Origin of the sequence: Palleniella intestinalis (assembly GCF_013166595.1) — a bacterium.
In the GTDB taxonomy this organism is placed as follows: Bacteria; Bacteroidota; Bacteroidia; order Bacteroidales; family Bacteroidaceae; genus Prevotella; species Prevotella intestinalis.
In genome coordinates this window covers 114148-138651 of the sequence record NZ_JABKKG010000001.1, presented here as the reverse complement: position 1 = coordinate 138651, position 24504 = coordinate 114148, and the positions used below count along the sequence as shown (strand labels likewise).

Annotated in this window: 18 protein-coding genes; 13 read left to right on the top strand and 5 right to left on the bottom strand. The window is 43.5% G+C overall.

The window, feature by feature from the left end:
* Nucleotides 1–39 precede the first annotated feature (39 nt).
* The 3 genes from HPS57_RS00645 (at nucleotide 40) to HPS57_RS00635 (ending at nucleotide 1965) form a co-directional block, all read left to right on the top strand.
* Entirely contained in the window at nucleotides 40–870 is an 831-nt protein-coding gene (locus tag HPS57_RS00645) for a DUF5715 family protein (protein WP_172179217.1), read from the top strand.
* 179 nt (nucleotides 871–1049) lie between these two features.
* Nucleotides 1050–1424, top strand: a complete 375-nt coding sequence (locus HPS57_RS00640; RefSeq protein ID WP_172179216.1) for an OmpA family protein — start codon at nucleotides 1050–1052, stop codon at nucleotides 1422–1424.
* 76 nt (nucleotides 1425–1500) lie between these two features.
* Nucleotides 1501–1965 (top strand): peroxiredoxin, encoded by a 465-nt coding sequence (locus tag HPS57_RS00635; RefSeq protein ID WP_172179215.1) that lies wholly within the window; start codon nucleotides 1501–1503, stop codon nucleotides 1963–1965.
* A gap of 288 nt (nucleotides 1966–2253) precedes the next feature.
* On the opposite strand, the gene HPS57_RS00630 is transcribed toward HPS57_RS00635, so the two are convergent.
* Together HPS57_RS00630 and HPS57_RS00625 are read right to left on the bottom strand one after the other, a co-directional pair.
* Nucleotides 2254–5238: a PEP/pyruvate-binding domain-containing protein gene (locus tag HPS57_RS00630; protein WP_172179214.1), complete on the bottom strand. Its 2985-nt coding sequence runs from the start codon at nucleotides 5236–5238 to the stop codon at nucleotides 2254–2256.
* Nucleotides 5239–5710: 472 nt separating this feature from the next.
* Nucleotides 5711–6862, bottom strand: a complete 1152-nt coding sequence (locus HPS57_RS00625) for a transglycosylase SLT domain-containing protein (RefSeq protein ID WP_172179213.1) — start codon at nucleotides 6860–6862, stop codon at nucleotides 5711–5713.
* A gap of 137 nt (nucleotides 6863–6999) precedes the next feature.
* Here HPS57_RS00625 and hisG point away from each other — a divergent pair, with 137 nt between their 5' ends.
* The 6 genes from hisG to nrdG all read left to right on the top strand — a co-directional run bounded on the left by hisG (nucleotide 7000) and on the right by nrdG (nucleotide 14872).
* Nucleotides 7000–7851, top strand: coding sequence for an ATP phosphoribosyltransferase (hisG, locus tag HPS57_RS00620; RefSeq protein ID WP_172179212.1), 852 nt, complete (start codon nucleotides 7000–7002; stop codon nucleotides 7849–7851).
* Nucleotides 7852–7922: 71 nt separating this feature from the next.
* On the top strand, nucleotides 7923–9212 hold the full coding sequence (hisD, locus tag HPS57_RS00615; RefSeq protein ID WP_172179211.1) for a histidinol dehydrogenase: 1290 nt from the start codon (nucleotides 7923–7925) through the stop codon (nucleotides 9210–9212).
* Nucleotides 9213–9239: 27 nt separating this feature from the next.
* Nucleotides 9240–10286 carry a histidinol-phosphate transaminase gene (hisC, locus tag HPS57_RS00610; RefSeq protein ID WP_172179210.1) on the top strand — a complete coding sequence of 349 codons (1047 nt, stop codon included), beginning with the start codon at nucleotides 9240–9242 and terminating at the stop codon, nucleotides 10284–10286.
* A 48-nt stretch (nucleotides 10287–10334) separates the two neighbouring features.
* Entirely contained in the window at nucleotides 10335–11885 is a 1551-nt protein-coding gene (locus tag HPS57_RS00605) for an NAD(P)/FAD-dependent oxidoreductase (protein ID WP_172179209.1), read from the top strand.
* A 320-nt stretch (nucleotides 11886–12205) separates the two neighbouring features.
* Nucleotides 12206–14305, top strand: a complete 2100-nt coding sequence (nrdD, locus tag HPS57_RS00600) for an anaerobic ribonucleoside-triphosphate reductase (protein ID WP_172179208.1) — start codon at nucleotides 12206–12208, stop codon at nucleotides 14303–14305.
* Between the two features lie 105 nt (nucleotides 14306–14410).
* Nucleotides 14411–14872 carry an anaerobic ribonucleoside-triphosphate reductase activating protein gene (gene nrdG, locus HPS57_RS00595; protein ID WP_172179207.1) on the top strand — a complete coding sequence of 154 codons (462 nt, stop codon included), beginning with the start codon at nucleotides 14411–14413 and terminating at the stop codon, nucleotides 14870–14872.
* A 101-nt stretch (nucleotides 14873–14973) separates the two neighbouring features.
* Here the strand turns inward: nrdG and menA are convergent, their stop codons facing one another.
* From menA to HPS57_RS00580, 3 genes are read right to left on the bottom strand one after another with little or no spacing between them, the layout of a single operon-like run.
* The gene (gene menA / locus HPS57_RS00590) at nucleotides 14974–15885 is read right to left on the bottom strand and encodes a 1,4-dihydroxy-2-naphthoate octaprenyltransferase (protein WP_172179206.1); all 912 of its coding nucleotides are present in this window, start codon (nucleotides 15883–15885) and stop codon (nucleotides 14974–14976) included.
* A gap of 9 nt (nucleotides 15886–15894) precedes the next feature.
* Nucleotides 15895–16587, bottom strand: coding sequence for a bifunctional demethylmenaquinone methyltransferase/2-methoxy-6-polyprenyl-1,4-benzoquinol methylase UbiE (gene ubiE / locus HPS57_RS00585; RefSeq protein WP_172179205.1), 693 nt, complete (start codon nucleotides 16585–16587; stop codon nucleotides 15895–15897).
* Nucleotides 16588–16593: 6 nt separating this feature from the next.
* A complete protein-coding gene (locus tag HPS57_RS00580; RefSeq protein WP_172179204.1) occupies nucleotides 16594–17496 on the bottom strand; it encodes a patatin-like phospholipase family protein in 903 nt (300 codons plus the stop codon).
* 143 nt (nucleotides 17497–17639) lie between these two features.
* On the opposite strand from HPS57_RS00580, the gene HPS57_RS00575 reads away from it, so the two are divergent.
* The 4 genes from HPS57_RS00575 (at nucleotide 17640) to HPS57_RS00560 (ending at nucleotide 24265) form a co-directional block, all read left to right on the top strand.
* Nucleotides 17640–19046, top strand: coding sequence for an aminopeptidase P family protein (locus HPS57_RS00575; RefSeq protein WP_172179203.1), 1407 nt, complete (start codon nucleotides 17640–17642; stop codon nucleotides 19044–19046).
* Between the two features lie 39 nt (nucleotides 19047–19085).
* On the top strand, nucleotides 19086–20309 hold the full coding sequence (locus tag HPS57_RS00570) for a C1 family peptidase (RefSeq protein WP_172179202.1): 1224 nt from the start codon (nucleotides 19086–19088) through the stop codon (nucleotides 20307–20309).
* A 334-nt stretch (nucleotides 20310–20643) separates the two neighbouring features.
* Nucleotides 20644–22365, top strand: coding sequence for a single-stranded-DNA-specific exonuclease RecJ (recJ, locus tag HPS57_RS00565; RefSeq protein WP_172179201.1), 1722 nt, complete (start codon nucleotides 20644–20646; stop codon nucleotides 22363–22365).
* Nucleotides 22358–24265 carry a RecQ family ATP-dependent DNA helicase gene (locus tag HPS57_RS00560; RefSeq protein WP_172179200.1) on the top strand — a complete coding sequence of 636 codons (1908 nt, stop codon included), beginning with the start codon at nucleotides 22358–22360 and terminating at the stop codon, nucleotides 24263–24265. Before recJ ends, HPS57_RS00560 begins: the two co-directional genes overlap by 8 nt.
* Nucleotides 24266–24504: the final 239 nt, after the last annotated feature.

Genomic DNA, 24504 nt, shown 5'->3' with positions numbered 1-24504 from the left:
TTCCTTAACTTTGTGCTCCGAATTAAATAAACTTTAAGAATGAAAGTATCAAAATCCTTATATTTGCAGGTCTTTGGTATTGTGGTTGTTGTGCTTGCATTGTTCAGGTGTGCCTATCCGGAAGTGGCTATGACCAAAACAGAACGCATGCGGAAGGACTCCCTGGCAATGGCAGGAAGCTACGGCGGAGCATCCACGACAGATACGATAACGACCCGTGACATCGTAGGCAATATTCCGACTGCAACATCAAACGCCCATAACTCCAAACATGCCGTAACATACGACAAAGCATTTGTCCCTCACCCGATCTATTCTGTGCCAAGATTCAAGGACTGTTTCCCTGACAGCCAGGCCGTCCACCTCTCCGGAGCAGAGAAATGGGGAGTAAAGCCTGTCGCCAACCGCCTTGATGCAGAGAAAAGGATGTCGGAACTGGTATATATCGGGGCGAATCCATATTTCTATGTTGACAATCTGAAGAGCAGCATACCGTATCTTGTGCCACGGGCATCAACACTGCTGAACGACATAGGCAGAGCTTATTTTGATTCATTGTATGTAAAAGGCATACCGTTTCACAAAATCCTTGTCACCAGTGTGCTGCGCACCCGTGAGGATATTGGCAAACTGCAAAAGCGGAACATCAATGCAACGGACAACTCCTGCCACCTTTACGGTACGACATTCGACATTGCGCAAAACCGCTACAAGACCGTATACGACCCTCGCCAAGGCACTCGCCGTGAAGTGCAGAACGACACTCTCAAATGGATTCTTTCCGAAGTGCTGAGGGATTTCCGTGAGGCAGGACGGTGCTATATAAAATACGAAGTGAAGCAGGGATGCTTCCATGTCACGGTAAGATGAAGCAGGACAACAAGAAACAGAAGATGGAGATTGTTTTTCATTAACAATTTTCATCTTTTATTTTTGTATGCCAAATTTCTTTAATGTTCAGTAATATAGCCTATTTTCAGAAAGAAAAATTTTCTGTGCCGCAAAAAATAACTATCTTTGCAGCCGTAAAACCAATAATATTAAACCATATGAAAAGGACAATAATGACTTTTGCGGCTGCCATGATGATATTTGCCGCAGGTGCACAGACACCTCTGAACAAAACCGTGCGTTTCCAGAAGGATTCAGTGAACATAAGTGAGTCCCAGAAACTGATAATAGCCAATATTGCAGAATATATGACCAGGAATCCTGACAAGAAAATCATTATCGGTGGATATACAAGTGCCACAACTGCGGTAGCCAATGTCAACTCTATATGCGAAGAGAGGGCTGCCAATGTCAAGAAATATCTTGAGGAGCAGCACAACATTCCGGCAGAGCGACTTGTTGCCATAGGAGTCGGAGTAAGCACGAAATATGACGAACCGGAGTTCAATGAATATGTATCATTCTATAAATAGCGCATTCTTCTTTCATGAAATAAAGAAGCATAACCAACAAACAGGTATTTATACAAACAACTTAAACAACAATATTATGAATGTAGGTGACAGAATCCCGGAGATACTCGGAAAAGACCAGAATGGCAATGAAATCAAGAGCAGCGACTACCGCGGACGTAAGATTGTGCTCTATAGTTATCCAAAGGCAAACACGAGCGGATGCACTGCTGAGGCTTGCTCTTTGCAGGCTCACAAGGCCGAACTTGAAGCTGCCGGCTACGCTATCATTGGCGTAAGCAAAGACAAAGAGTCACTGCAGAAGAAGTTTGCAGAGACACAAGGTCTTGAATTCCCACTGATTGCGGACACAGAGACAACACTTCTGCAGGCTCTCGGCTGCTGGGGCGAAAAGGTGGCATGCGGCAGACGCACCATAGGAACTTTGCGCACAACTTATCTCGTCAATGAAGAGGGCGTCATTGAGAAAATATTCTCCCCGAAAGAGATAAAGACCAAAATCCATGCGGAACAAGTTCTGGACTATATCAACAAGGAGTAGCAGACAACATTCTGATGGGCAAACAAAGTTTATAGAAACAATAAACAGCTGAAACACAAAATTTTAATAACATTCCAAAAGGTAGCACTTGACTTAGTGAAAGGTAATGCTTTACATAGTCAAGTGCTATCTTTTGTTATATAACATAATCATGGAACCGCATTGCAAACCATTACCATTCGCAGTATGATTCGTTATTATTAGTCTCACATATGTCTTTATAAAAATCTCGGAAAAATTGGGAAATTTTCATGGATTTGAGAAGCGCAGAGTCTGTTTCATAGATTTCTATTCAGCCTCAACAGTTTTCATTACGATGCCTTTCTTCTTCATGCCATCAACCTTCGCCACCAGAGGTTTCTCAAGCCTTATGTGGCGGAGATGCTTTGTCTCGTTGTGTGCCGGCTGTCGGTCAAGCCATTCCTTGTCGAAAAGCCCATCATCCTTGTACGGATTTATTGTGAAGTAAGCCACACCCAGCGAAGTGAGGTTCTGGAAGAAATGCGTGCCTTGTGACGGGTCTATACGGTAGTCGGTCAGACCACATTCTACAATAACTTGCGCACCGGAGATAGCAGGCCATTTCACCGGTATGCCGAGCCACGAGTCGCTTGACCCCCATCTTCCCGGACCGACAAGTATGTAGCCTTTACCCTCCTGAAGCATACAGTCATTGATTTTCTCCATTTCATCGGCAATCTCAGGATTCATGGATGCGTTATATCCGTCAGTCTTTACATATACAATATCATAAAGGTCAGACATTATGCCATGTCCTATCGCACTTTCGGAACGCAGTACAAGGTCTGCATCATTTACAGCGTCGAGGTCTTCGTCAAGCATCATCTTGTTATCAACCATCGGTCGGATTTGCAGCAGATAGAACTCGCCGGTCTTGTCATCGTTGACTGTGCAGGCAAACTCAATCTCCACTGGGCGCATCATTTCCTTTGCGCCATATTCAAGAATCTTCTGAAGGACTTGTGGCAATGGCAGCACATTGTACTGGAGTATGCCGCTGAAGGATATTACTTTACGGTTTCGTCCTTCATAATATCCGTCACGTATCACTTGGTCATACGGGTCAAACGTAGAGCACAGCCATTTCAGCACGCCATCCTTGTCCGCCTGGCGCACGGAAAGGTTCAGCAGGTTGAAGCCGTCGTCAGTCTTGAAGTTGAGCTTTGTCTGTGCAAGGTCAAGCGCAAGGAAACGCGTCTGTGTCTCACGCAGTGCGATTTCCATTTCCGACAGCTGCATAATCTTCTTCGGCAGATAAGGGTCAACGCGCAGGTTCTCACCTCCGTCCACGATATATTTGCCGAGACCGAGAGCCATGTTTACTATTCCGTCCTCCGCCTTTTGGTCTTCGACAGGATAATAGTTTATGGAACGTGCCACGCCTGATATGTGCGGATAGAAACGTGTCTCATGCGTCTGTCCCACAAGTTCCTGAATGATGACCGCCATTTTCTCTTGGTCGATGATGTTTGCCGTGGCAGTCATGTATGCTTTTGAATCCTTGTAGAAGACAGAAGCATAAACAGCCTTTATCGCATCAGCAAGCATTTCGAGACGCTCACCGGTATCTTCTGTAGGAGGAATCATATAGGTTGAATATATTCCGGCAAACGGCTGATAGTGTGCGTCTTCAAGGAGAGAGGAAGAACGTATGGCAAGCGGTCCTTGGACTACCTCGACAAGGCATTTAAAGTCCTCCTCCAGCCGTTGTGGAAGATGCGCTTTGACGAACGCGTCAAGAATCTCTTCATCAGAAGCATTGGACAATGCCACAGGATAAAGGTCGTTTTTCTCCATGAATTCGTCAAAGACATCCGTGCACAAGACCACAGTCTTAGGAATCATGACAGGAAATTGCTCAAAGCAGTTAAGGTCGGCATGTTTCTTTATCAGGTGGTCAAGGAAAGCGAGGCCACGTCCTTTTCCTCCGAGTGAGCCGTCACCGATGCGTGCAAAATTGGAGAAATGGTCGAAGCGTTCACGGTGGAACACCGCCACAACACCCTGGTTCTTCATTCTGCGGTAAGCCACAATGGCATCGTAGATAATCTGTCGGTGCTTGTCAACATCCTGCAATGACTGCCATGTGATTTTCTTGAGGAATTCCGAAATAGGGAAAAGTGCCCTTGAACAGAGCCATCGGGAGACATTGTTGCGTTGGATGTGCATCAGCAAAGCCTCACGCGGAAGGGTGAATATGTTGTCCTGCAACTCTTTAAGATTATGTATGCGGACAAGCGGTTCAAGAGTTTCGGAGTTTCGGAAAATGAAATCCCCAAAACCAAACTTATGCAGGATGATTTTCCTCAGGTCGTGGTCAAGGGATTTTGAGTTCTTGTTGATGAATGAAGCGTCACATGATACTGCCGCTTTCACATTACTTTCCTCGGAAGAGTCCATAATCAACGGTACGAATCTGTCAACAGCACGGACAGCGCGAAGCAGCTGCACACCGGCATCGGGCACAGTCTTGCCACCGTCAGTCATAGGGAAACGGCAGTCGGAAATAACTCCTAAAGTATTGTCAGAGTATTTTTGGTATAACTTCCATGCTTCCTGGTAATTACGTGCAAGGACAATTTTTGGTCTTCCACGCATTCGGAGTGTCTCCAAAGTGTTGTTCAACGCTTCGGACGCGAAGTTCAATGACTGTTGCAGAATGAACTTGTAAAGTATGGGAAGGAAAGAAGAATAGAAGCGTACAGAGTCCTCTACAAGCAGAATCATCTGTGCTCCTGCAGACAGATCTTTCTCCAGATTCATCTTGTCCTCCATCAGTTTGATAATGGAGAGCAGCAGGTCAGCATTGCCAAGCCAGCAGAATACATACTCGAAGGCAGACAAATCCTCGTTCTTCATGCGCTCATTCACACCATGGGAGAACGGTGTGAGCACTACGATGGGAAGGTTGGGGTAGGCGGCTTTTATCTGACGTGCAATGTCAAATACGTCGTTTGACTCCGTACTTGGCATGCAGATAATCAAATCTGGCTGCTTATCTGTCCATTTCTCAACATCTTCACGTGAATAAGCACGGAAGAAACGTGGCGGATAGCGTAGTCCGAGACGTACATATTCATTGAAAAGCTTCTCGTCGATACGCCCGTCATCCTCCAACATAAACGCATCGTATGGATTTGCGACAATGAGCACATTGAATATTCGCCTTTGCATCATTGACATGAAGTCTGTATCTCTGAGAGTCAATCTGTTTTTCTTAGGTAACACCTCTATTGGCTTCTGTTCTTCCATTGTATTTTTTTGTTTTCGTTCCTTTGGCAAAGTTACTAAATAAAATCAAGGTTTATTAAAATAAAAAGGAAAAATTATAATTTGTTTGCAGAGAAGCGTAACGACCAGTCTGCCTTTCTGTGCAATCATTGGTTGGATTTCCTTTTTGGGGCGATGTGAAATGTCATAATGAAAGGTAACGCTTCATTGTGTAAAAGGTAACACTTGACTTGGTGAAAGGTAACGCTTTGCATGGTCAAGTGTTACCTTTCATTGTACATGTGGTATATTAACGTCTGTTAAGTTTTTGGTTTGCAGAAAGAGGTGATACGCAAGACAAATTGCAAGTTTACGCCCTGTATTTGCGGCAAATTGTCAAAATGGGCAATGCGTTAGTCTTTTCAAAGGGCTTTCTGTTACCAACTGTCATTCTCTAAATATGATTTTTGCACGCCAAACGGTAGTCTGCAATGTATGCGAAATATGCCCCATTTCATTCTTTCGGCTTGTATTTATGGTGCTTTACCGCTTTTTGCGGAGTGATATCCATAGGCGAGGAATGCGCCTGTCCTCTGTATCCGGCATATCTTTGCATTATCTTGCTGACATAACCAACTGTTTCCGTCCCTCGCATATAGCCGTATTTCACAACAGGGTCATTATAATATTGTGCTTGGGACAGTTTCAGCACATACTCTTGGACATTACTCCATTGGCGATGGTCCTTGCCGTGTTTTTGTGTCAGAGCCATTGCATCGCGTATATGATGCTTCCCTCCATTGTATGCCGCCAAGGCGAAACGTATGCGGTCTCCGTTTCGTGGGATGTCCCGGAATTCAGACATCAGCATCTTCATATACCGCATTGCAGCAGCTATGTTGTGCTCCGGAGAATAGATGTCCTGCATTGACAGCCCAAGCACCTGTGCTGTCGACGGCATTATCTGCATCAGTCCGCATGCTCCTGCCCATGAGTGGGCACGTGGGTCAAAGCATGATTCCTGATAGCATTGTGCAGCAGCAAGCCGCCAATCAAGCCGCGCCGTCGGGGCGTATTTCCTGAACATGCCGTCCCACCGTGAGATGATGCCTTTCTGCCTGTCCATCATCGGTTGGTAGACATGGCGTGTCACACCACCGGTGGCAAGCAGCGATTTCTGCATTTTTTCTGTTTCGGCAAGCATACTGTTATGATACCATTGCTTGACACTTTCAGCCACATCCCTGTTGTTTGTCAGCCATTTTGGTCCACAACTGTAAAGCCCTTTTCCGGCTTTTACCTTTGATTCCGGGACAATTACAATGTCCCCCTCACTGGCAGCAAGTTTGCCAATCATTTCAGCACTGTCACGACACACTTCAACACGCAGCTTGACTCCAAGTCTCTGAGCATACTTTTCAGCAAGAAGATAATGCAGACCCATCCCGTGACCACGGTATTCATAGTAGGTGTCAGGACCGTTTGTCGTGAAAGCGATGAGTTCACCTTGGGAAACAATGTCGTCAAGGGACAATTCTGTGGCAGAATCTGCCTCAACTTCTTCTGTAACAACATCCCCCCATGGAGTCTCTATCTCTTCATGTGACTGTTTCTGTGTGCACGCAGTTATGACAAATGGCAATATTAATAAAGATATATATTTCATTTTTATATTTATCAAGTACAAAATTAGACATTTTATTGCGCATGTCAAAATTTTATTGTAACTTTGCCACGAATTATAAGATTTATTTACACAACAGGTGCTTCTGTTCAGGAGTGCCATTTTCAGGAACAACAAATATGTTAAGAATCGCTGTACAGTCAAAAGGCCGCCTTTATGAGGACACGATGAACCTCCTTAAAGAGACGGGAATCAAAATCAACAGTGCCCGCCGCACACTTCTTGTACAATCTGCAAATTTCCCATTGGAAGTGCTTTACCTCCGTGACGATGACATTCCGGAGTGCGTTGCAAGTGGTGTTGCGGACATAGGAATTGTGGGTGAGAACGAGTTTGTCGAGCGTGGAGAAGACGCAAACATAGTGAAACGTCTCGGCTTCTCCAAGTGTCGAATCTCGCTTGCCATACCGGAGGCTGTGGAATATACCGGCGTGAAATGGTTTGATGGAAAGAAGATTGCCACGTCCTATCCGAATATCCTTCGGAAGTTTGCCGAGAAGGAAGGCATAAGCATGGACATCCACGTCATTCAAGGCTCTGTGGAGATTGCTCCCGGTATTGGGTTGTCGGATGGAATCTTTGACATTGTCAGCTCCGGTTCAACACTTGTCAGCAACAAGTTGCGCGAAGTGGAGACTGTTATGAAAAGTGAGGCTTTGCTTATCTGTAATAAGGAAATGACTCAGGAGAAGCAGGCTATTTTGGACGAACTGCTTTTCAGGATGCAGTCTGTCCTTGTTGCCGATGACAAGAAATATGTCCTTATGAACGCTCCCTCGGATAAGGTGAAGGATATTTGCGCCATACTTCCCGGCATAAAGTCTCCAACAATCCTTCCTTTGGCGACAGAAGGCTGGACATCAATCCATACCGTGATAGACCAAAAGCACTTTTGGGAGATTGTAAACCAGTTGAAGACTGCCGGTGCAGAAGGCATCCTTGTGCTTCCTATCGAAAAAATGATTCTTTAGTCCAATATACCTGCAACCATGAATGGCAAGCGCGTTTTGGGTGCAGGCTGTATTTCATACTTGTTTCTGGAATGAATATAATAAAGTATCCGACTGTATCTGAATACAAGAAAATATGTGAGCGTCCTCATTTCGACGCTACACAGTTGAATAAGGTTGTCTGTGGCATTCTTGATGATGTGCGTTGCCAAGGCGATATTGCCGTAAGGGAATATTGTGAAAAGTTTGACAAGGCATGCATTGAGAACCTTTTGGTTACCAATGCGGAAATAGAAGAGGCGTACGACTCTGTAGCCCCGGAACTTCGTGATGCCATCATCCTCGCTCACAAGAATATCAAAGAGTTCCATGAGTCGCAACAGTTCGAAAGCAAACCTGTGGAAACCGCTCCGGGCGTTGTCTGCTGGCAGAAATCAATTGCCATAGAGAAGGTTGGATTATACATTCCCGGTGGCACAGCCCCTCTGTTCTCTACGGTTCTTATGCTTGCCACTCCGGCAAAGATAGCGGGATGCAAAGAGATTGTACTGTGCACTCCGCCTGACAGAGAAGGTAAGGTAAATCCTGCTGTCCTCGTTGCTGCAAAGGTTGCAGGAGTATCCAAAATATTCAAGATTGGTGGTGTGCAGGCTATCGGAGCAATGGCTTATGGCACGGAATCTGTGCCGAAGGTCTATAAGATTTTTGGTCCGGGAAATCAGTATGTAATGGCAGCCAAGCAGCAGGTTTCACTCTCTGATGTCGCAATCGACATGCCGGCGGGCCCGAGTGAGGTGTGTGTCGTTGCCGACGAGACAAGCAACGCTGAGTTCGTTGCTGCCGACCTTCTGTCACAAGCAGAACATGGCGTGGACTCACAAGTAATCCTTATATGCACATCAGAGGACAAAATCAATGAAGTGCAAGCTGAGGTTGACCGCCAACTGGCATTGCTGCCACGCAAGGAGATTGCAGCAAAGACACTTGAAAATTCACAATTTGTGCTTGTGGAAGACACGCATGCTGCCATGGATTTATCCAATGCCTATGCACCTGAACACCTTATTATATGTACTAAGGATTATAATGAATTGGCAGACATGGTCATCAATGCAGGAAGCGTATTCCTTGGGGAATACGCATGTGAGAGTGCAGGCGATTATGCTTCAGGCACGAACCACACATTGCCCACCCACGGGTATGCGACTACATACAGTGGCGTGAATCTTGACAGTTATAACAGAAAAGTAACCTTCCAGCATTTGACAGAAGAAGGCGTGAGTTCAATAGGGCGCGCGGTAGAGGTGATGGCAGAGAATGAGCATCTTGACGCTCATAAGAATGCAATGACAGTACGTCGGGTTAAAGTGGAAGGAATTTAGTGTAGAACAAAAGGAAATTGCCGATAAATGAGACAGTTAAAGGAACTTGTAAGAAAGAATATTTGGGCTTTGAAGCCTTATAGCAGTGCACGTGATGAATATAGCGGGCATGTTGCCCATGTGTTTCTTGACGCAAATGAGAATCCGTACAATGGTCCATACAACCGTTATCCGGATCCTTTGCAGCATGAAGTCAAAGATGCAATATCCAGGATTAAAGGTGTTCCCTCTGATTGCATCTTTCTTGGGAATGGGTCTGACGAGGCAATTGATTTGGTCTTCAGGTGTTTCTGCGAACCGGGCATCGATAATGTCGTTGCGATAGAGCCGACGTATGGAATGTACAAGGTTTGTGCGGACATTAATGATGTTGAGTACAGACCGGTCTTGCTTGATGCCAACTACTGCATGTTATCAAGTGCTGTCCTTTCGGCTTGTGACAAATATACAAAGGTTGTGTGGATCTGCAGTCCCAACAATCCATGTGGCAATGACATCGACAGGGAAGAGATAAAAAAAGTCATTGAAGGCTTTTCCGGAATTGTTGTCATTGATGAGGCTTATTCGGATTTCTCTACACAAAAGACTTTCAGAGCAGAACTGGATGCTTACCCTAACATTGTAATACTCAATACAATGAGTAAGGCGTGGGGATGTGCAGCGATACGTCTTGGCATGGCATTTGCATCAAAAGAGATTATTGGCATTTTCAATAAAGTGAAATATCCTTACAATGTCAATCTTATGACTCAGCAGAAAGCACTTGAGATTCTGCAAGCCAATGCTGATGTTTGCCATTGGGTGAACATTTTGTTGGAAGAGCGTCATCGTGTCATTGCTGCTTTCAAAGAATTGTCTATATGCGTGAAGACTTTTCCGACATCGGCAAATTTCTTCCTTGCCAAAGTCACTGACGCACAGGGTATTTATGATTATTTGGTAGACAAAGGTATCATTGTTAGGAATCGTACAAACGTGCAGCTGTGTGACAACTGTCTCCGAATAACGATAGGAACTCGCACTGAGAACAACGAATTACTTGGTGCATTACGTACATATACAGCAAACAACTGATTTGTACGAAAACAAAACATGTGTTTTTTGCTGATTAATGTTTCTGAAATGATAAAGGAATTACAAATACGTGTATCGCCACAAATAGCTTCACAGCAAAGTCTGATCCGTGATTATATTGGTCGTGAACATGGAATTGATGCCAGGACGATAACCCATATACGAGTGTTGAAACGCTCGATTGATGCCAGACAGCGTCAGATTTATATAAACCTCACATTACGGATGTATATAAATGAGGAGCCACAGGACGAAGAATATGAAAAGGTCGTGTATAATGATGTGTCTGGAGCACGCCAAGTTGTCGTTGTTGGTGCCGGTCCCGGAGGTTTGTTTGCTGCTCTAAGACTTATAGAATTGGGGTTGCGTCCCATTATCATAGAACGTGGTAAGGATGTGCACGAACGCAAAAAAGACCTTGCCCGAATCAAAAGAGAGCAGGCGGTCGATGCTGAATCAAACTATTGCTTTGGTGAAGGTGGTGCAGGAGCTTATTCGGATGGAAAGCTATACACCCGTTCCAAGAAGCGTGGAAATGTTGACAAGATATTGCGTGTATTTTGCCAGCATGGTGCTCCTTTGTCCATTTTGTCGGACGCTCATCCGCATATAGGTACAGATAAGTTACCCAGCGTTATTGAGTCCATGCGCAACACAATTGTAAAATGTGGAGGGGAAGTGCATTTTCAAACGAAAATGACAGAACTGATTCTGCAAAATGACACTGTGCTCGGTGTTATTGCCAATGGGAAAGAATTCTTTGGTCCTGTGATTCTGGCAACGGGACATAGTGCCCGTGATGTCTATCGCTATCTTGCACTTGCAAATATAAAAATGGAGGCAAAAGGTATAGCAGTCGGAGTTCGGTTGGAGCATCCGTCTGAATTGATAGACCAAATACAGTATCACTCAAAGCAGGGTAGGGGAAAGTACCTTCCTGCAGCAGAGTACAGTTTTGTGAACCAAGTCGACGGACGTGGTGTATATTCTTTCTGTATGTGCCCCGGAGGATATGTGATTCCCGCTGCAACTGATAAAGAGCAGATTGTAGTGAATGGGATGTCGCCAAGTTCACGTGGAGGCAAATGGTCTAATAGTGGCATGGTTGTTGAAGTACGTCCTGATGACATAGAGGGAGGAATGGATGATTCATTGAGCATGATGCGTTTTCAAGAGAAACTGGAAAAGGATTGTTGGCAGCAAGGAAACATGAGACAAACGGCGCCTGCCCAAAGAATGGCAGATTTTGTCAATGGTAAATTAAGTTATGACCTGCCACAGTCATCCTACACGCCTGGACTGATAAGTTCTCCACTTCATTTTTGGCTGCCTCAGCAAATAAGCAAACGGTTGCAGGAGGGATTCAAGATGTTTGGCAGACGCTCCCATGGATTTCTTACAAATGAGGCTTGCATGATAGCTGTTGAGACAAGAACATCGGCTCCGGTGCGTGTGCTTCGTAACAGTGACAATTTACAGCATGTGGAAATAAACGGATTGTTCCCTTGCGGCGAAGGCGCTGGATATGCCGGTGGCATTGTTTCAGCAGGTATTGACGGAGAACGGTGTGCAGAAATGGTAAACTTTTATTTGTCATAGCAGATAAAAGTTTACCATTTCTGTCATTATGTGTAATTATGTCTGTTATCGTAAATATATAGACTATTTATTTGGGTTTTCACTCACATCTCACTGTTTTACAGCATATTATATGTGACGCTGTAAAATATTTCCAAAATAGTCATAGTAATATTTTGAGTTTTGTTTTTTTTGTATTACCTTTGCAAAAGATTTCCAAAACGGAAAACTTTCAGGTTTGAATTTTGGAAAAAGTTTCCCGAAATGGAAAATTATTTTTAGAGACCAAGGTAATTAAATTGCAGGATTTTTACATTCTTATACTCATATTTGAACAATAAATGGAAATCAAGAATTTTACAATTACAAAGCGTGACGGAACCAAAGACGCATTCTCGCTTGACAAAATCATGAATGCAATAATCAAGGCGTTCAATTCTGTTAACGAACCGATAGACTTGGGACGTATTTCAAAGATTTTGAGCAATCTTGATATAAATGATGGAGTCACAGTGGAAGATATCCAAAACCAGACGGAGATTGCTTTAATGAAGGAAGGATACTATAAGGTAGCCAAATCATTCATGCTTTATCGTCAGCGCCATACAGAGACACGTGACGAATTGGATCGTATGAAGTTCTTGGCTGATTATTGCCATGCATCAAATGCTGCAACAGGAAGCAAATTTGATGCAAATGCCAATGTGGAACATAAAAACATAGCAACTCTTATAGGAGAGTTGCCGAAGGGCTCATTCATTAAATTGAACCGTCGCATGCTTACTGACCGTATAAAGACAATGTACGGAAAGGAACTTGCAGACGAGTACATGCAGCTCTTACAGACGCATTTTATATACAAGAATGATGAGACCTCTCTTGCGAACTATTGCGCTTCCATAACAATGTATCCATGGTTGATAAACGGAACAGACGGCATTGGCGGCAATTCTACAGCGCCGACAAACCTGAAGTCTTTCTGCGGAGGCTTTATAAACATGGTATTTATTGTCAGTTCAATGTTGTCAGGTGCTTGCGCTACTCCCGAGTTCCTGATGTATATGAACTATTTTATAGGCAAGGAATATGGTCTTGACTATTGGAAGCATCCTGAACAGCAAGGTGATCTGTCATTGAAAAAACGTTCAATTGATAAAATCATTACAGACTGCTTTGAGCAGATTGTCTATTCCATAAACCAGCCGACAGGAGCCCGCAATTTCCAGGCTGTATTCTGGAATGTGGCATATTATGATAAGTATTATTTCCATTCATTGTTTGAGAATTTCTACTTTCCTGATGGTTCCCAGCCGGATTGGGACGGACTTTCTTGGCTGCAGAAGCGTTTCATGAAATGGTTTAACAAGGAACGAACAAAGACAGTACTTACTTTCCCTGTTGAAACCATGGCTCTTCTTACTGAAAATGGAGAACCTCGTGATAAGGAGTGGGGCGATTTTACAGCAGAAATGTATTCAGAAGGACACTCCTTCTTTACATATATGTCGGATAATGCAGACTCTCTGTCATCTTGCTGTCGCTTGCGTAATGAAATCCAGGATAATGGATTCTCTTATACTCTTGGCGCAGGTGGAGTGTCAACAGGTTCAAAATCAGTGCTGACAATAAATCTTAACCGCTGCATTCAGTATGCAGTGAATAACGGCAAAGATTATAAGGAGTTTCTTGATCATATCATAGATTTGTGTCATAAAGTCCAAGCGGCTTATAATGAGAACCTTAAGGAATTGCAACAAAATGGTATGCTCCCACTGTTTGATGCCGGGTATATAAATATTAACCGTCAGTATCTAACAATAGGTGTGAACGGTTTGGTTGAAGCTGCAGAGTTCATGGGGCTAAAAATAAATGATAATCCAGAATATAAGGCTTTTGTACAAGAGATTCTTGGTCTTGTTGAAAAATACAACAAACAATACAGGACAAAAGAATTGATGTTCAACTGTGAGATGATTCCGGCAGAGAATGTTGGCGTAAAACATGCAAAATGGGATAGGGAAGACGGTTATTTCGTTCCACGTGATTGCTATAATTCCTATTTCTACGCAGTTGAGGATACATCTTTGACAATCATTGATAAATTCAAGTTGCATGGTGCACCATATATAGAGCATCTTACTGGTGGTTCTGCCCTGCACATGAATCTTGAAGAGCATTTGTCAAAAGAACAATATAAGCAGCTTATACATGTTGCTGCTGTTGAAGGATGCAACTATTTTACATTCAATATTCCTAATACAATCTGTAATGATTGTGGAGCTATAGATAAGCGTTATCTGCACGAATGTCCTAAATGCAAATCCCATAATGTGGACTATATGACACGTATTATTGGATACCTCAAGCGAGTAAGTAATTTCTCGCAAGCAAGGCAGGAAGAGGCACAGCGCCGGTATTATGCTGGTTCTGACAAGATGTAGCCTTTATATTGTCAACATTAATATTTCATTTACCGAGGGACTCGACATTATTTATTGGAAAGTCCCTCGGTTTTTACAGAATCATACAATCTTTTTTATATATCTATGAAGTTTGTCAATGAAAGTATTGTCTTTCAGGAAATTCCTGATGAAGTTACACTCGCAATAAATATAAGTAATTGTCCTTGTTGTTGCCCTGGTTGTCATAGCAAATACTTGTGGGGAGATATAGGAGATGTTCTTACACACGATTTGTTAGAGAAAATGATAACAAAATATGACAATGCTATCACTTGTGTAGCATTTATGGGTGGAGATGCCACAATCAATGATTTGAATGATTTAGCTATTTATATGAAAAATATACATCCTGCGTTGAAAGTTGCATGGTATAGTGGCAAAACATTGATAGCACCAACATTGAACAAAGAATATTTCGATTACATTAAAGTCGGCCCTTATATCGAACATCTCGGTCCTTTAAATAAAACAACAACCAACCAACGATTATATAAAAGAACAGGAAATGACTGGCATGACATAACTTCAAGATTTTGGACAAAATAAATAACTCATTGAGGTCACAACTCTGTCATGCGTTATCAAAGAATGCGCATTATGATAAATAGGACATAGTATAGTTACATAAAAGAAAGTCCCCTGCTATTTTACAACATAGTACATAAAACGAAATAAGCGATATTTACCAACACAGCATAAAGAAGGCAATGGTTGTATTTTGTTCCTTCTGCTTTGATAGTAACTCGCCACAAAGCGCAGGCCGGGAAAAATATTAAAGCCGGCAGATCCCAACCAAAGGCTAAAACAGAAAAGCATGGCATAAGAAGTATGTATATAAACATAATACACTCAGCACCACGACAACCAATGCGAACCGGAATTGTACGTTTTCCTACAGGTATATCGTCTTGTATATCACGAAGATTGTTTATCATCAAGACACACATGGAAATCAATCCACATACCGCGCCTGCATAACATGATTTAACTATGAGCGGATTAATGGGGGCTGAAATCATACCTGCCATTTCCATATTACATTCATTTGAGGATAAAAGCAGATATGTCGTTCCACCACTCGCAATGACTCCATAATACAAGAAGACAAAGATGTCAGCGATTCCCAGATATGCCAGGGAATGACTTGTTGCAGTATACAACCATGCGAAAAGCAATGCCGTAAGTCCGATGGCAAGTATAACCCATCCGCCAAGAAGAACAAGGGGAAGGCCAAGCAGGCATGCTATGAATGCAGCTATAAGGCATGCACGCCGCATTGCAGAGACTGTAATGCTTCCTTCTGCCATTGCACGCTTATACCCTACTCTTCCTGCTTTATCTGCACCTTTAAGGAAATCATAATAATCGTTTGTCAGATTGGAGAGTATCTGAAGTGAAACGGCACATGACGCCGTCAATACTGCTGTCATTATATTTATAGGAATTCCACTCTTATCCACTACTATAATAGCCACAAAAACAGGAATGAGGGACAATAACAGGGTTTGTGGGCGTATGGTACGAAACCAAAGTATGATGTTGTCACATATTTTACTCATATCTTGCAGTTATTTCGTTGCTGTATAGACAGTTGTAATTCCAAATGTCAATGGTTGAAAACGAACATTTTTGAATCCGGCATTTTGTATATGGCTTACCATTTCCTCTCCCCACATAAATTCTTTTACAGAACGGTTCAGGTAAGTGTATGCGGACTTGTCGTGGCTGAAAACGCGTCCGACAAAAGGCAATACATGTGTAAAGAACAAGTCATATCCGAATCGTATGACACGATTTTCCGGATAAGAGAATTCCAATATGGCCAGCTGTGCTCCTGGTTGCATGACACGGTAAAACTCTGCCAATCCTTTATCTGCATCCGGGAAATTTCTTAATCCATAAGCACAAGTGAGAGCGTCGAAAGTGTTGTCTGCATAAGGCATTTCAAGCGCACTACCATAATCAAAACGAATATTTTCTGCAAATCCGACCTTGCTTACTTTCTCTTTGCCAATACGCATCATCTCACGTGAAACATCAATGCCCTGTATTTTTGTTGCTTTTTGTTGCCGCATAATTTCCAGTGACAAATCAGCAGTGCCAATCGCCACATCCAAAAGGTTTTGTGCATGAGTAAGTTTCTGCACAGTTCTGCGACGCCATGATTTATCTATGTTAAGCGACAAAAGATGATTCAGCATATCATAAGTTCCCGCTATACCATCAAAAAGCGTTCCTATACTTTTTTTTTCTTCTAACATTTTGTATCAGTTATTATTCAGTTGCTTACAAAATTCCCGTCCAATCTTTAGCCCTTCCTCATAAAGTGCCTGCATCTTCTCTGCATTTCGTTCTATGCGATCCACTTTTATTGGTTTCTCAGGTCTGATGACTATGATTTTGCCTTCTTCCTCTAATTTCTCAACCAATTCCAGCTGGTTGTTGTACACCTCACTCCTATGTTGTAGTGCCTTACGGAAATGTGGATATTTTGAGTAGAAAATCCAGCGTGTGGCTGATGATAAAGCAGAAACCAACCAATTTCGCTTGATTTTTTTCCGATACCCTTTGTTCCGAGTCAGTATTACAATACACTTCTTATACCCTAACTCCATAGCATGCAATACAGGTATACTGTCAACAATTCCTCCGTCAAGCATAGGCACACCTAAAACATTGACAATGTTACCGACATAAGGCAAGCTGCTGGACGCAAGTACAACATCAAGAGATAATTGGTTGGCATCGTTTGCATTGCTCATTTCTTTGTATGCCGGCATATGATTGGATAAGTATTCCGCCTTGCCTGTCAGCATATTTGTGACAACCATTTCAAATGTTTTCGGTGTCGAAAAATAAGTATGGAAATCATAAGGCCACAATTCATAAGGAAGAATACGGTATAGCAAATCAACATTAAAGATACAGCCCGTTTTGAGGAATTGGCGGAGCCCAAGATACCTGTGTCCGTAATCTTTCAAAAGAGTGACATTTGAGAAATGCGCCCTCCCCTTTTGCTTGGTCAAGAAACTGCAACCGTTACATGCTCCGGCGGACACACCGACAGAGTACGGAAACTGCAGTCCTGCCTCCATAAATGCGTCCAAAACACCAGCTGTGAAGACGCCTCTCATTCCTCCACCTTCAAGAACGAGTGCGGTATTTTCCATTCTATTTAATTTAAATAATGTAAATTCCTATCAATTACTTTGCAAAGTTAATAATTTCTCGGAAATAATTTGTAACTTTGCAAAGTTTATTAACACCTATTAAACAACATAGATTAGCAACTTTTTATTCTGAAAAATAGAAAATGTTTGGAAAAGATACATATACAGAGCGTCGGCAAACGCTGAAGCAGCTTGTCGGAAATGGCATAATAGTGCTGTTCGGCAATAATGAGTCACCATGCAATTATCCTGCAAATTGCTATTTCCCTTTCAGGCAAGACTCCTCTTTCCTGTACTATTTTGGTTTGCAAGAGATAGGGCTTGTCGGTGTGATTGACTGTGATAGCGGTGAAGAATGGCTTTTGGGGAATGATGTCGATGTTGAAGACATTGTCTGGTATGGCACTGTACCAACAATCCGCGACCTCGCAGAGAGCGTTGGGGTAACCAACAGTGCACAGGCCGGAAAGATTAAGGACATTATAACAGAAGCGCAGAATAAAGGACGGAAAATACATATACTTCCGCCATACCGTCATGACAACCAGATTCAGATAATGGATTTGCTTGGCATTCACCCTTGCAAGCAGAAGGAAGCGGCATCACTTGAGCTAATAAACGCTGTCGTGAAAATGCGTTCCACAAAGACTGCAGAGGAAATTGAAGAACTGGAGCGCGCATCGCTGATTGGCTACGAGATGCACACAACCGCCATGCGTCTTGTCCGTCCGGGAAGAACAGAAAGATTCATAGCCGGCAAAATCAACGGTGTTGCCCACTCACTTGGTGCGCATGAATCCTTTGCCACAATCTTTTCACAGCATGGTGAGATAATGCACGGTGGTCCGTCCATGAACAAACTTGAAGCCGGACGCCTTGTGCTGTGCGATTGCGGAGGTGAGACAATCAACAATTATTGTTCTGACCATACACGCACAATGCCCGTCAATGGCAAGTACACACCACAGCAAAAAGAAATTTATGACATCGTGGACGAATGCCACGACTTGGCATTGGGTATAGCAAAGCCGGGAGTGAAATATTTTGATGTACATCTTGCGGTATGCCGCCTGATGACAGAGCGTCTTAAAGAATTGGGACTGATGAAGGGAGATGTTGATGAAGCTGTTGCACAAGGTGCACATGCGATGTTCTTCCCTCACGGTCTCGGACACATGATGGGCATGGATGTCCATGACATGGAAGGTCTCGGACAAATTCATGTGGGCTTTGACAGTGAGACACGCCCTAATCTTGAGCAGTTCGGTACGAATTGTCTCCGTATGGGAAGGCGTTTGGAAGAAGGCTTTGTCATAACGGATGAGCCGGGAATATACTTCATTCCTGCGCTTATAGATGATTGGAAAGCGAAAGGCCATTGCAAGGATTTCCTGAATTTTGACATGATAGAGAAATATCGTGATTTCGGCGGCATACGTATAGAAGACGATTTGCTCATAACAAAAGACGGTTGTCGTTTCCTTGGTGAAAAGCGCATCCCTTACCATACTGCCGATGTGGAGAAGTATATGGAAGAACATGCAGAATGAAATATAATTTAGGTTTAAATTACAAATAACAAACAGTACATGAAAAAAACTTTTATTATGGCAGCAATGATGCTTACAGCAACAGCATCAATGATGGCACAGCCGGCTGCAGACAAGACAGCAGAGAAGAAAGACTCTGTGAACCCTAACGCGCCTGTATTTACTGTGATAAAGGAGAATCCTATCACATCAGTAAAGAACCAGGCAAGGTCAGGCACCTGTTGGAACTACTCTACCCTCTCCTACTTTGAGGCAGAGATTCTCAAGAAGTCAAAGAAGACTTATGACCTCTGTGAGATGTTCGTGTGCAACAAGAACTATATGGATCGTGCAGTCCTGACTGTGCGTATGCATGGTGACGCACAGTTCTCACAGGGTGGCTCTGCTTATGATGTCCTCTATGTTCTTAAGAACTACGGTATCTGCCCTGAAGAGGCAATGCCACTCCCTGGAACAATGTATGGTGACACACTGAACAACTTCAATGAGTTCTTCTCTGTCATGGAACCTTTTGTTGACGCTGTGGCACATAGCAAGGCAAAGACAATCAGCCCAACATGGAAGACCGCTTTCCAAGGCATTCTGGATGCATATCTTGGCAAATGTCCGGAGACATTCAAGTATGAGGGAAAGGAATACACCCCGAAGTCATTCGCACAGTCTCTTGGTCTTGACTGGAACGACTATGTTACCGTGACTTCTTACACTCATCATCCTTTCTACACAGAGTTCCCCGTCGAGGTACAGGACAACTGGCGTCAGCCGGGCTCTTGGAACCTTCCTATGGACGAGATGGCACGTATCATTGACAATGCTGTCATGAACGGCTATACAGTCGCTTGGGGTGGTGACGTAAGTGAGGACGGTTTCACACGCGATGGTCTTGCTCTCCTCATCGATACAAAGAATCAGGCACTTGACGGCTCTGACATGGCTCGTTGGCTCAAGCTCACTCCTGCACAGAAGAAGGACAAAATCAAGGAAGCCGGTGTGACTGTCAAGGAAATGACTCCTTCGCAGGAACAGCGTCAGAAAGAGTACGACAATTGGACACTGACAGACGACCACGGCATGCTTATATATGGTATTGCAAAGGATCAGACAGGCCGTGAGTACTATATGGTGAAGAACTCTTGGGGCAAGACCGGTGACTATCAGGGCACTTGGTACATGTCAAAGAACTTCATCGTGGCAAAGACTATGGACTACATGGTCAACAAGAATGCCATACCAAAGGACATCCGCAAGAAGATGGGCATCTGATTCTCTGCGGTCTGCTTATTTTCACATAACCCCGGCGAATAATTTGGCAATCTGCTTGTTTCCTATCAGATAATGGGATGTTACCAGTCAAAAAACAAACCATTACCTTTGGCACAAGAAAGTGATACCTTTTGTGTCATAAAGTAATACCTTTTATGATACAAAGTGTTACCTTTTGCAAAATAATAGGCAAATCGCTGATAACCAAAGTGATAGCTATTAGTGGTCATTAAATATCGCTGATGGGTTTTATACACAAATGGGTTCTACAAATTGCGTATATATTTAATGTGGTTTGTAGAACCCATAACTCTAAAATTAAAGGACAATAAATATGCATTTCAAATGGAAATATACTCCGACCTCAGAGGCTGAGGAAGGCATGGCACAGACACTGGCAGCAAAGCTGAACATTGCCCCTGTGCTTGCTCGACTCCTACTGAGGCGTGGCATTACCACTGAATCGGCAGCAAAACGCTTCTTCCGTCCGCAGTTGACAGATCTTATCAATCCATTCCTCATGAAAGACATGGACCTTGCAGTAGATCGCCTCAATGATGCGATTGGCCGCAAAGAGCGTATCCTTGTCTATGGAGACTATGATGTGGATGGCTGCACGGCTGTGGCTTTAGTATATAAGTTTCTGAAGCAGTTCTATTCCAACATAGATTACTATATTCCTGACCGTTATGATGAAGGGTATGGAGTTTCAAGGAAAGGTGTCAACTATGCAAAGGAAACAGGTGTGTCCTTGATTATTATCCTTGACTGTGGCATAAAGGCTGTTGATGAAATAGCGTATGCCAAAGAGCAAGGTATAGACTTCATCATCTGCGACCATCATGTCCCTGACGAGAAACTGCCGCCTGCAGTAGCTATCCTCAACCCAAAACGAGTGGATGACAGCTATCCTTTCAAGCATCTTTGCGGATGCGGCGTAGGCTTCAAGTTCATGCAGGGCTTTGCACGCAACAATGGAATACCATTCTCACAGTTGCAGCCATTGCTTGACTTATGCGCTATCAGCATAGCGGCTGACCTTGTTCCCGTTGAGAATGAAAACAGGATTCTCGCTTATCATGGGCTGCGTCAGTTGAATCAGTCTCCTTCTATCGGTCTGAAAGCCATAATAGAGGTTTGTGGGCTTTCTGAAAGGCAGATAACAATGTCTGAGATTATTTTCAAGATAGGGCCACGCATTAATGCCAGCGGACGAATGGAGAACGGCAAAGAGAGTGTCGACCTTCTTGTCGAAAGGGACTATAACGCTGCAATACGGATATCCGAGCATATCAACGAATACAATGAGCAGCGCAAGGATATTGACAAGCAGATGACAGAAGAGGCGAACAATATTGTGGCACGCCTTGAGTCACAACGTCATCAGACCTCCATTGTCCTTTATGACGAGAATTGGAAAAAAGGCATTGTAGGTATTGTTGCCTCACGACTGACAGAGCTGTATTTCCGCCCTACGGTTGTCATCACTCGCGATGGAGATGTTGCAACGGGTTCTGCACGCAGTGTGGCAGGGTTTGACGTGTATGCCGCAATCAAGTCATGCCGAGACCTTCTGTTGAATTTCGGAGGACATACTTATGCTTGTGGACTTACATTGAAATGGGATGATGTAAAGGAATTCCAGCGCAGGTTCCAGAAATATGTTGAGTCCCACATTATGCCGGAACAGACAGAGCCAATACTTGAAATAGATGCGTCGCTTGAATTCAGGGACATCACAAAGAAGCTGCATTCCGATTTGAAGAAGTTTGCACCATTCGGACCAAAGAATCCAAAACCGCTTTTTGTCACTAAGGATGTCTATGACTTCGGAACATCAAAGGTTGTCGGACGACAGCAGGAGCATATAAAACTGGAACTTGTGGACTCTAAGTCCAATAATGTCATGAACGGCATCGCATTCGGGCAGTCAGGAGCAGCAAGATACATAAAGTCACGCCGTTCTTTCGACATAGCCTACACGATAGAGGACAATGTCTATCGCCACGGTGCGCCACAACTGCAAATAGAGGATATACACACAGTCAATGATTGACACATTGAAACCGGATTACAGGCAAATACTCAAGCAATATTTTGGTTACGATAATTTCCGCGGAATACAGCAGGAGATTATCGAAAGCATCGGGTCCGGGCATGACACACTCGGACTGATGCCGACAGGTGGAGGAAAGTCCATTACGTTCCAAGTGCCGGCTTTGAGTATGCTGGGAGTTTGTCTTGTCATCACTCCGCTCATCTCCTTGATGAAAGACCAGGTGGACCACCTGCGCCAAAGAGGCATTCCGGCATACGCCCTGCATTCAGGATTGTCACATAATGATGTTGTGCAGATTCTTGACAACTGTATCTATGGCAGTATTAAATTCTTGTATGTATCTCCGGAGCGTCTTTCGTCTTACATTTTTCTCGCCAAGCTCCGTCACATCAAGGTAAGTTTTATCACGATTGATGAAGCACACTGCATTTCGCAATGGGGATATGATTTCCGTCCGGCATATCTGCGTATTTCCCAACTGCGCGCGTTGCTTCCCGGAAAGGCTGTGCTCGCACTTACCGCCACCGCCACCCCACCTGTCATTGAGGACATACAAAAGCAGCTTGCTTTCAATGAAGGCAGAGTGTTCCGAATGTCTTTCCGCCGTGACAACATATCATATATTGTACGTGAAACGGTTGACAGGCGAGCCGAGATAATCCATATCCTTAATAGTGTCTGTGGGAGCGCTATTGTTTATGTCAATAGCCGGCAGGCTACTAAGGAATTCAGCTCTGTGCTCAATCAAGCCGGAATCTCTGCAACATTCTTTCATGCAGGGCTTGACATTGCCGTAAAGACAAAACGTCAGCATGACTGGCACTGTGGCGCGATTCGTGTGATTGTTGCGACCAATGCCTTTGGCATGGGAATTGACAAGCCTGATGTCCGTCTTGTAATCCATGCCGATGTCCCTTCTTCCATAGAGGCTTATTTCCAAGAAGCAGGCAGAGCAGGACGTGACGGAAAATTATCATATGCGGTCCTGATAACAATGAAAAGCACACCGGCATTCATGCGTCGCCGCCTTTTGCAATGTTTTCCTGATAAGGAGTATATAAAAAAGGTATATGAACGGCTTGCGTATTTCTACGAGATAGGTGTTGGCATGGGAAAAGGATTGTCAGTTATATTCCCTTTGGACAAGTTCTGTCTTGTGTACAGCTATTCCACTTATGCTGTTGATGCATCCTTGCATATTCTTGACAATGCCGGATATATCAGTTATGAGACAAATCCGGATGACAATTCGAGAGTGAAATTCACAGTGTCCCGAGATGATCTTTATCGTTTACGCTCAATTCCTAAAGAGGAAGAAGACATGATAGACGCAATGATGAGAATCTATTCTGGACTTTTCTGTGACTTTGTGTATGTGGACATAAGGGCGATAGCCTTTAAGTGCTCCTCCACCCCACAACGCATCTATACGCTCTTCAAAGACCTTCGCCAAAGAGGTATCATAGAGTTCATTCCTCCGAGGACAGAGCCGCGACTGACCTTTCTTGTAGACAGAGTCGATGAGAAGCATGTGTACATTTCCAAAGAGGCGTATGACAATCTGCGTGACAGAATGGTGGAACACATAGAAAGCATGATTCATTATATTAATTGTGATGTCATTTGCCGTCAGCAGCAGCTTATCAGATATTTTGGTGAAGACTCCGATTACGAATGTGGAAAGTGCGATGTATGCATAGACAAAAGAAAGCGTCCGCAAGATCCGCCCGTTGAAGTCAAAAAAGCTATATTGGATTTGCTTGCAGATGGCAACAAGCACCATATCGTGGAAATTGTACAATTGCCTTATAAAAGAGAACTCATAAACCAAACCTTAACGGAACTTCTCGAGAATGATGATATAACATCTGACGGTGCAATGGTTAAAATTTCATAATGCAAAGATAGTTTGCATAACGTTTTCTTGCTAAAATGATGCAAAATATTTAATTTTGCAATCAAATAAGAGAAATAAATATGAATAAGTCATTTACATACTTCTTTTACTTTTACTTTGCAGGGCAATGTGAAGCGGGAAGTTGCGTGTGAATTTCAACTTATGAAAGCAGATATATAAACATCCATATATGCAAATCCCGCCCAGATACAAGTCTGGCGGGATTTTTCATTATATTA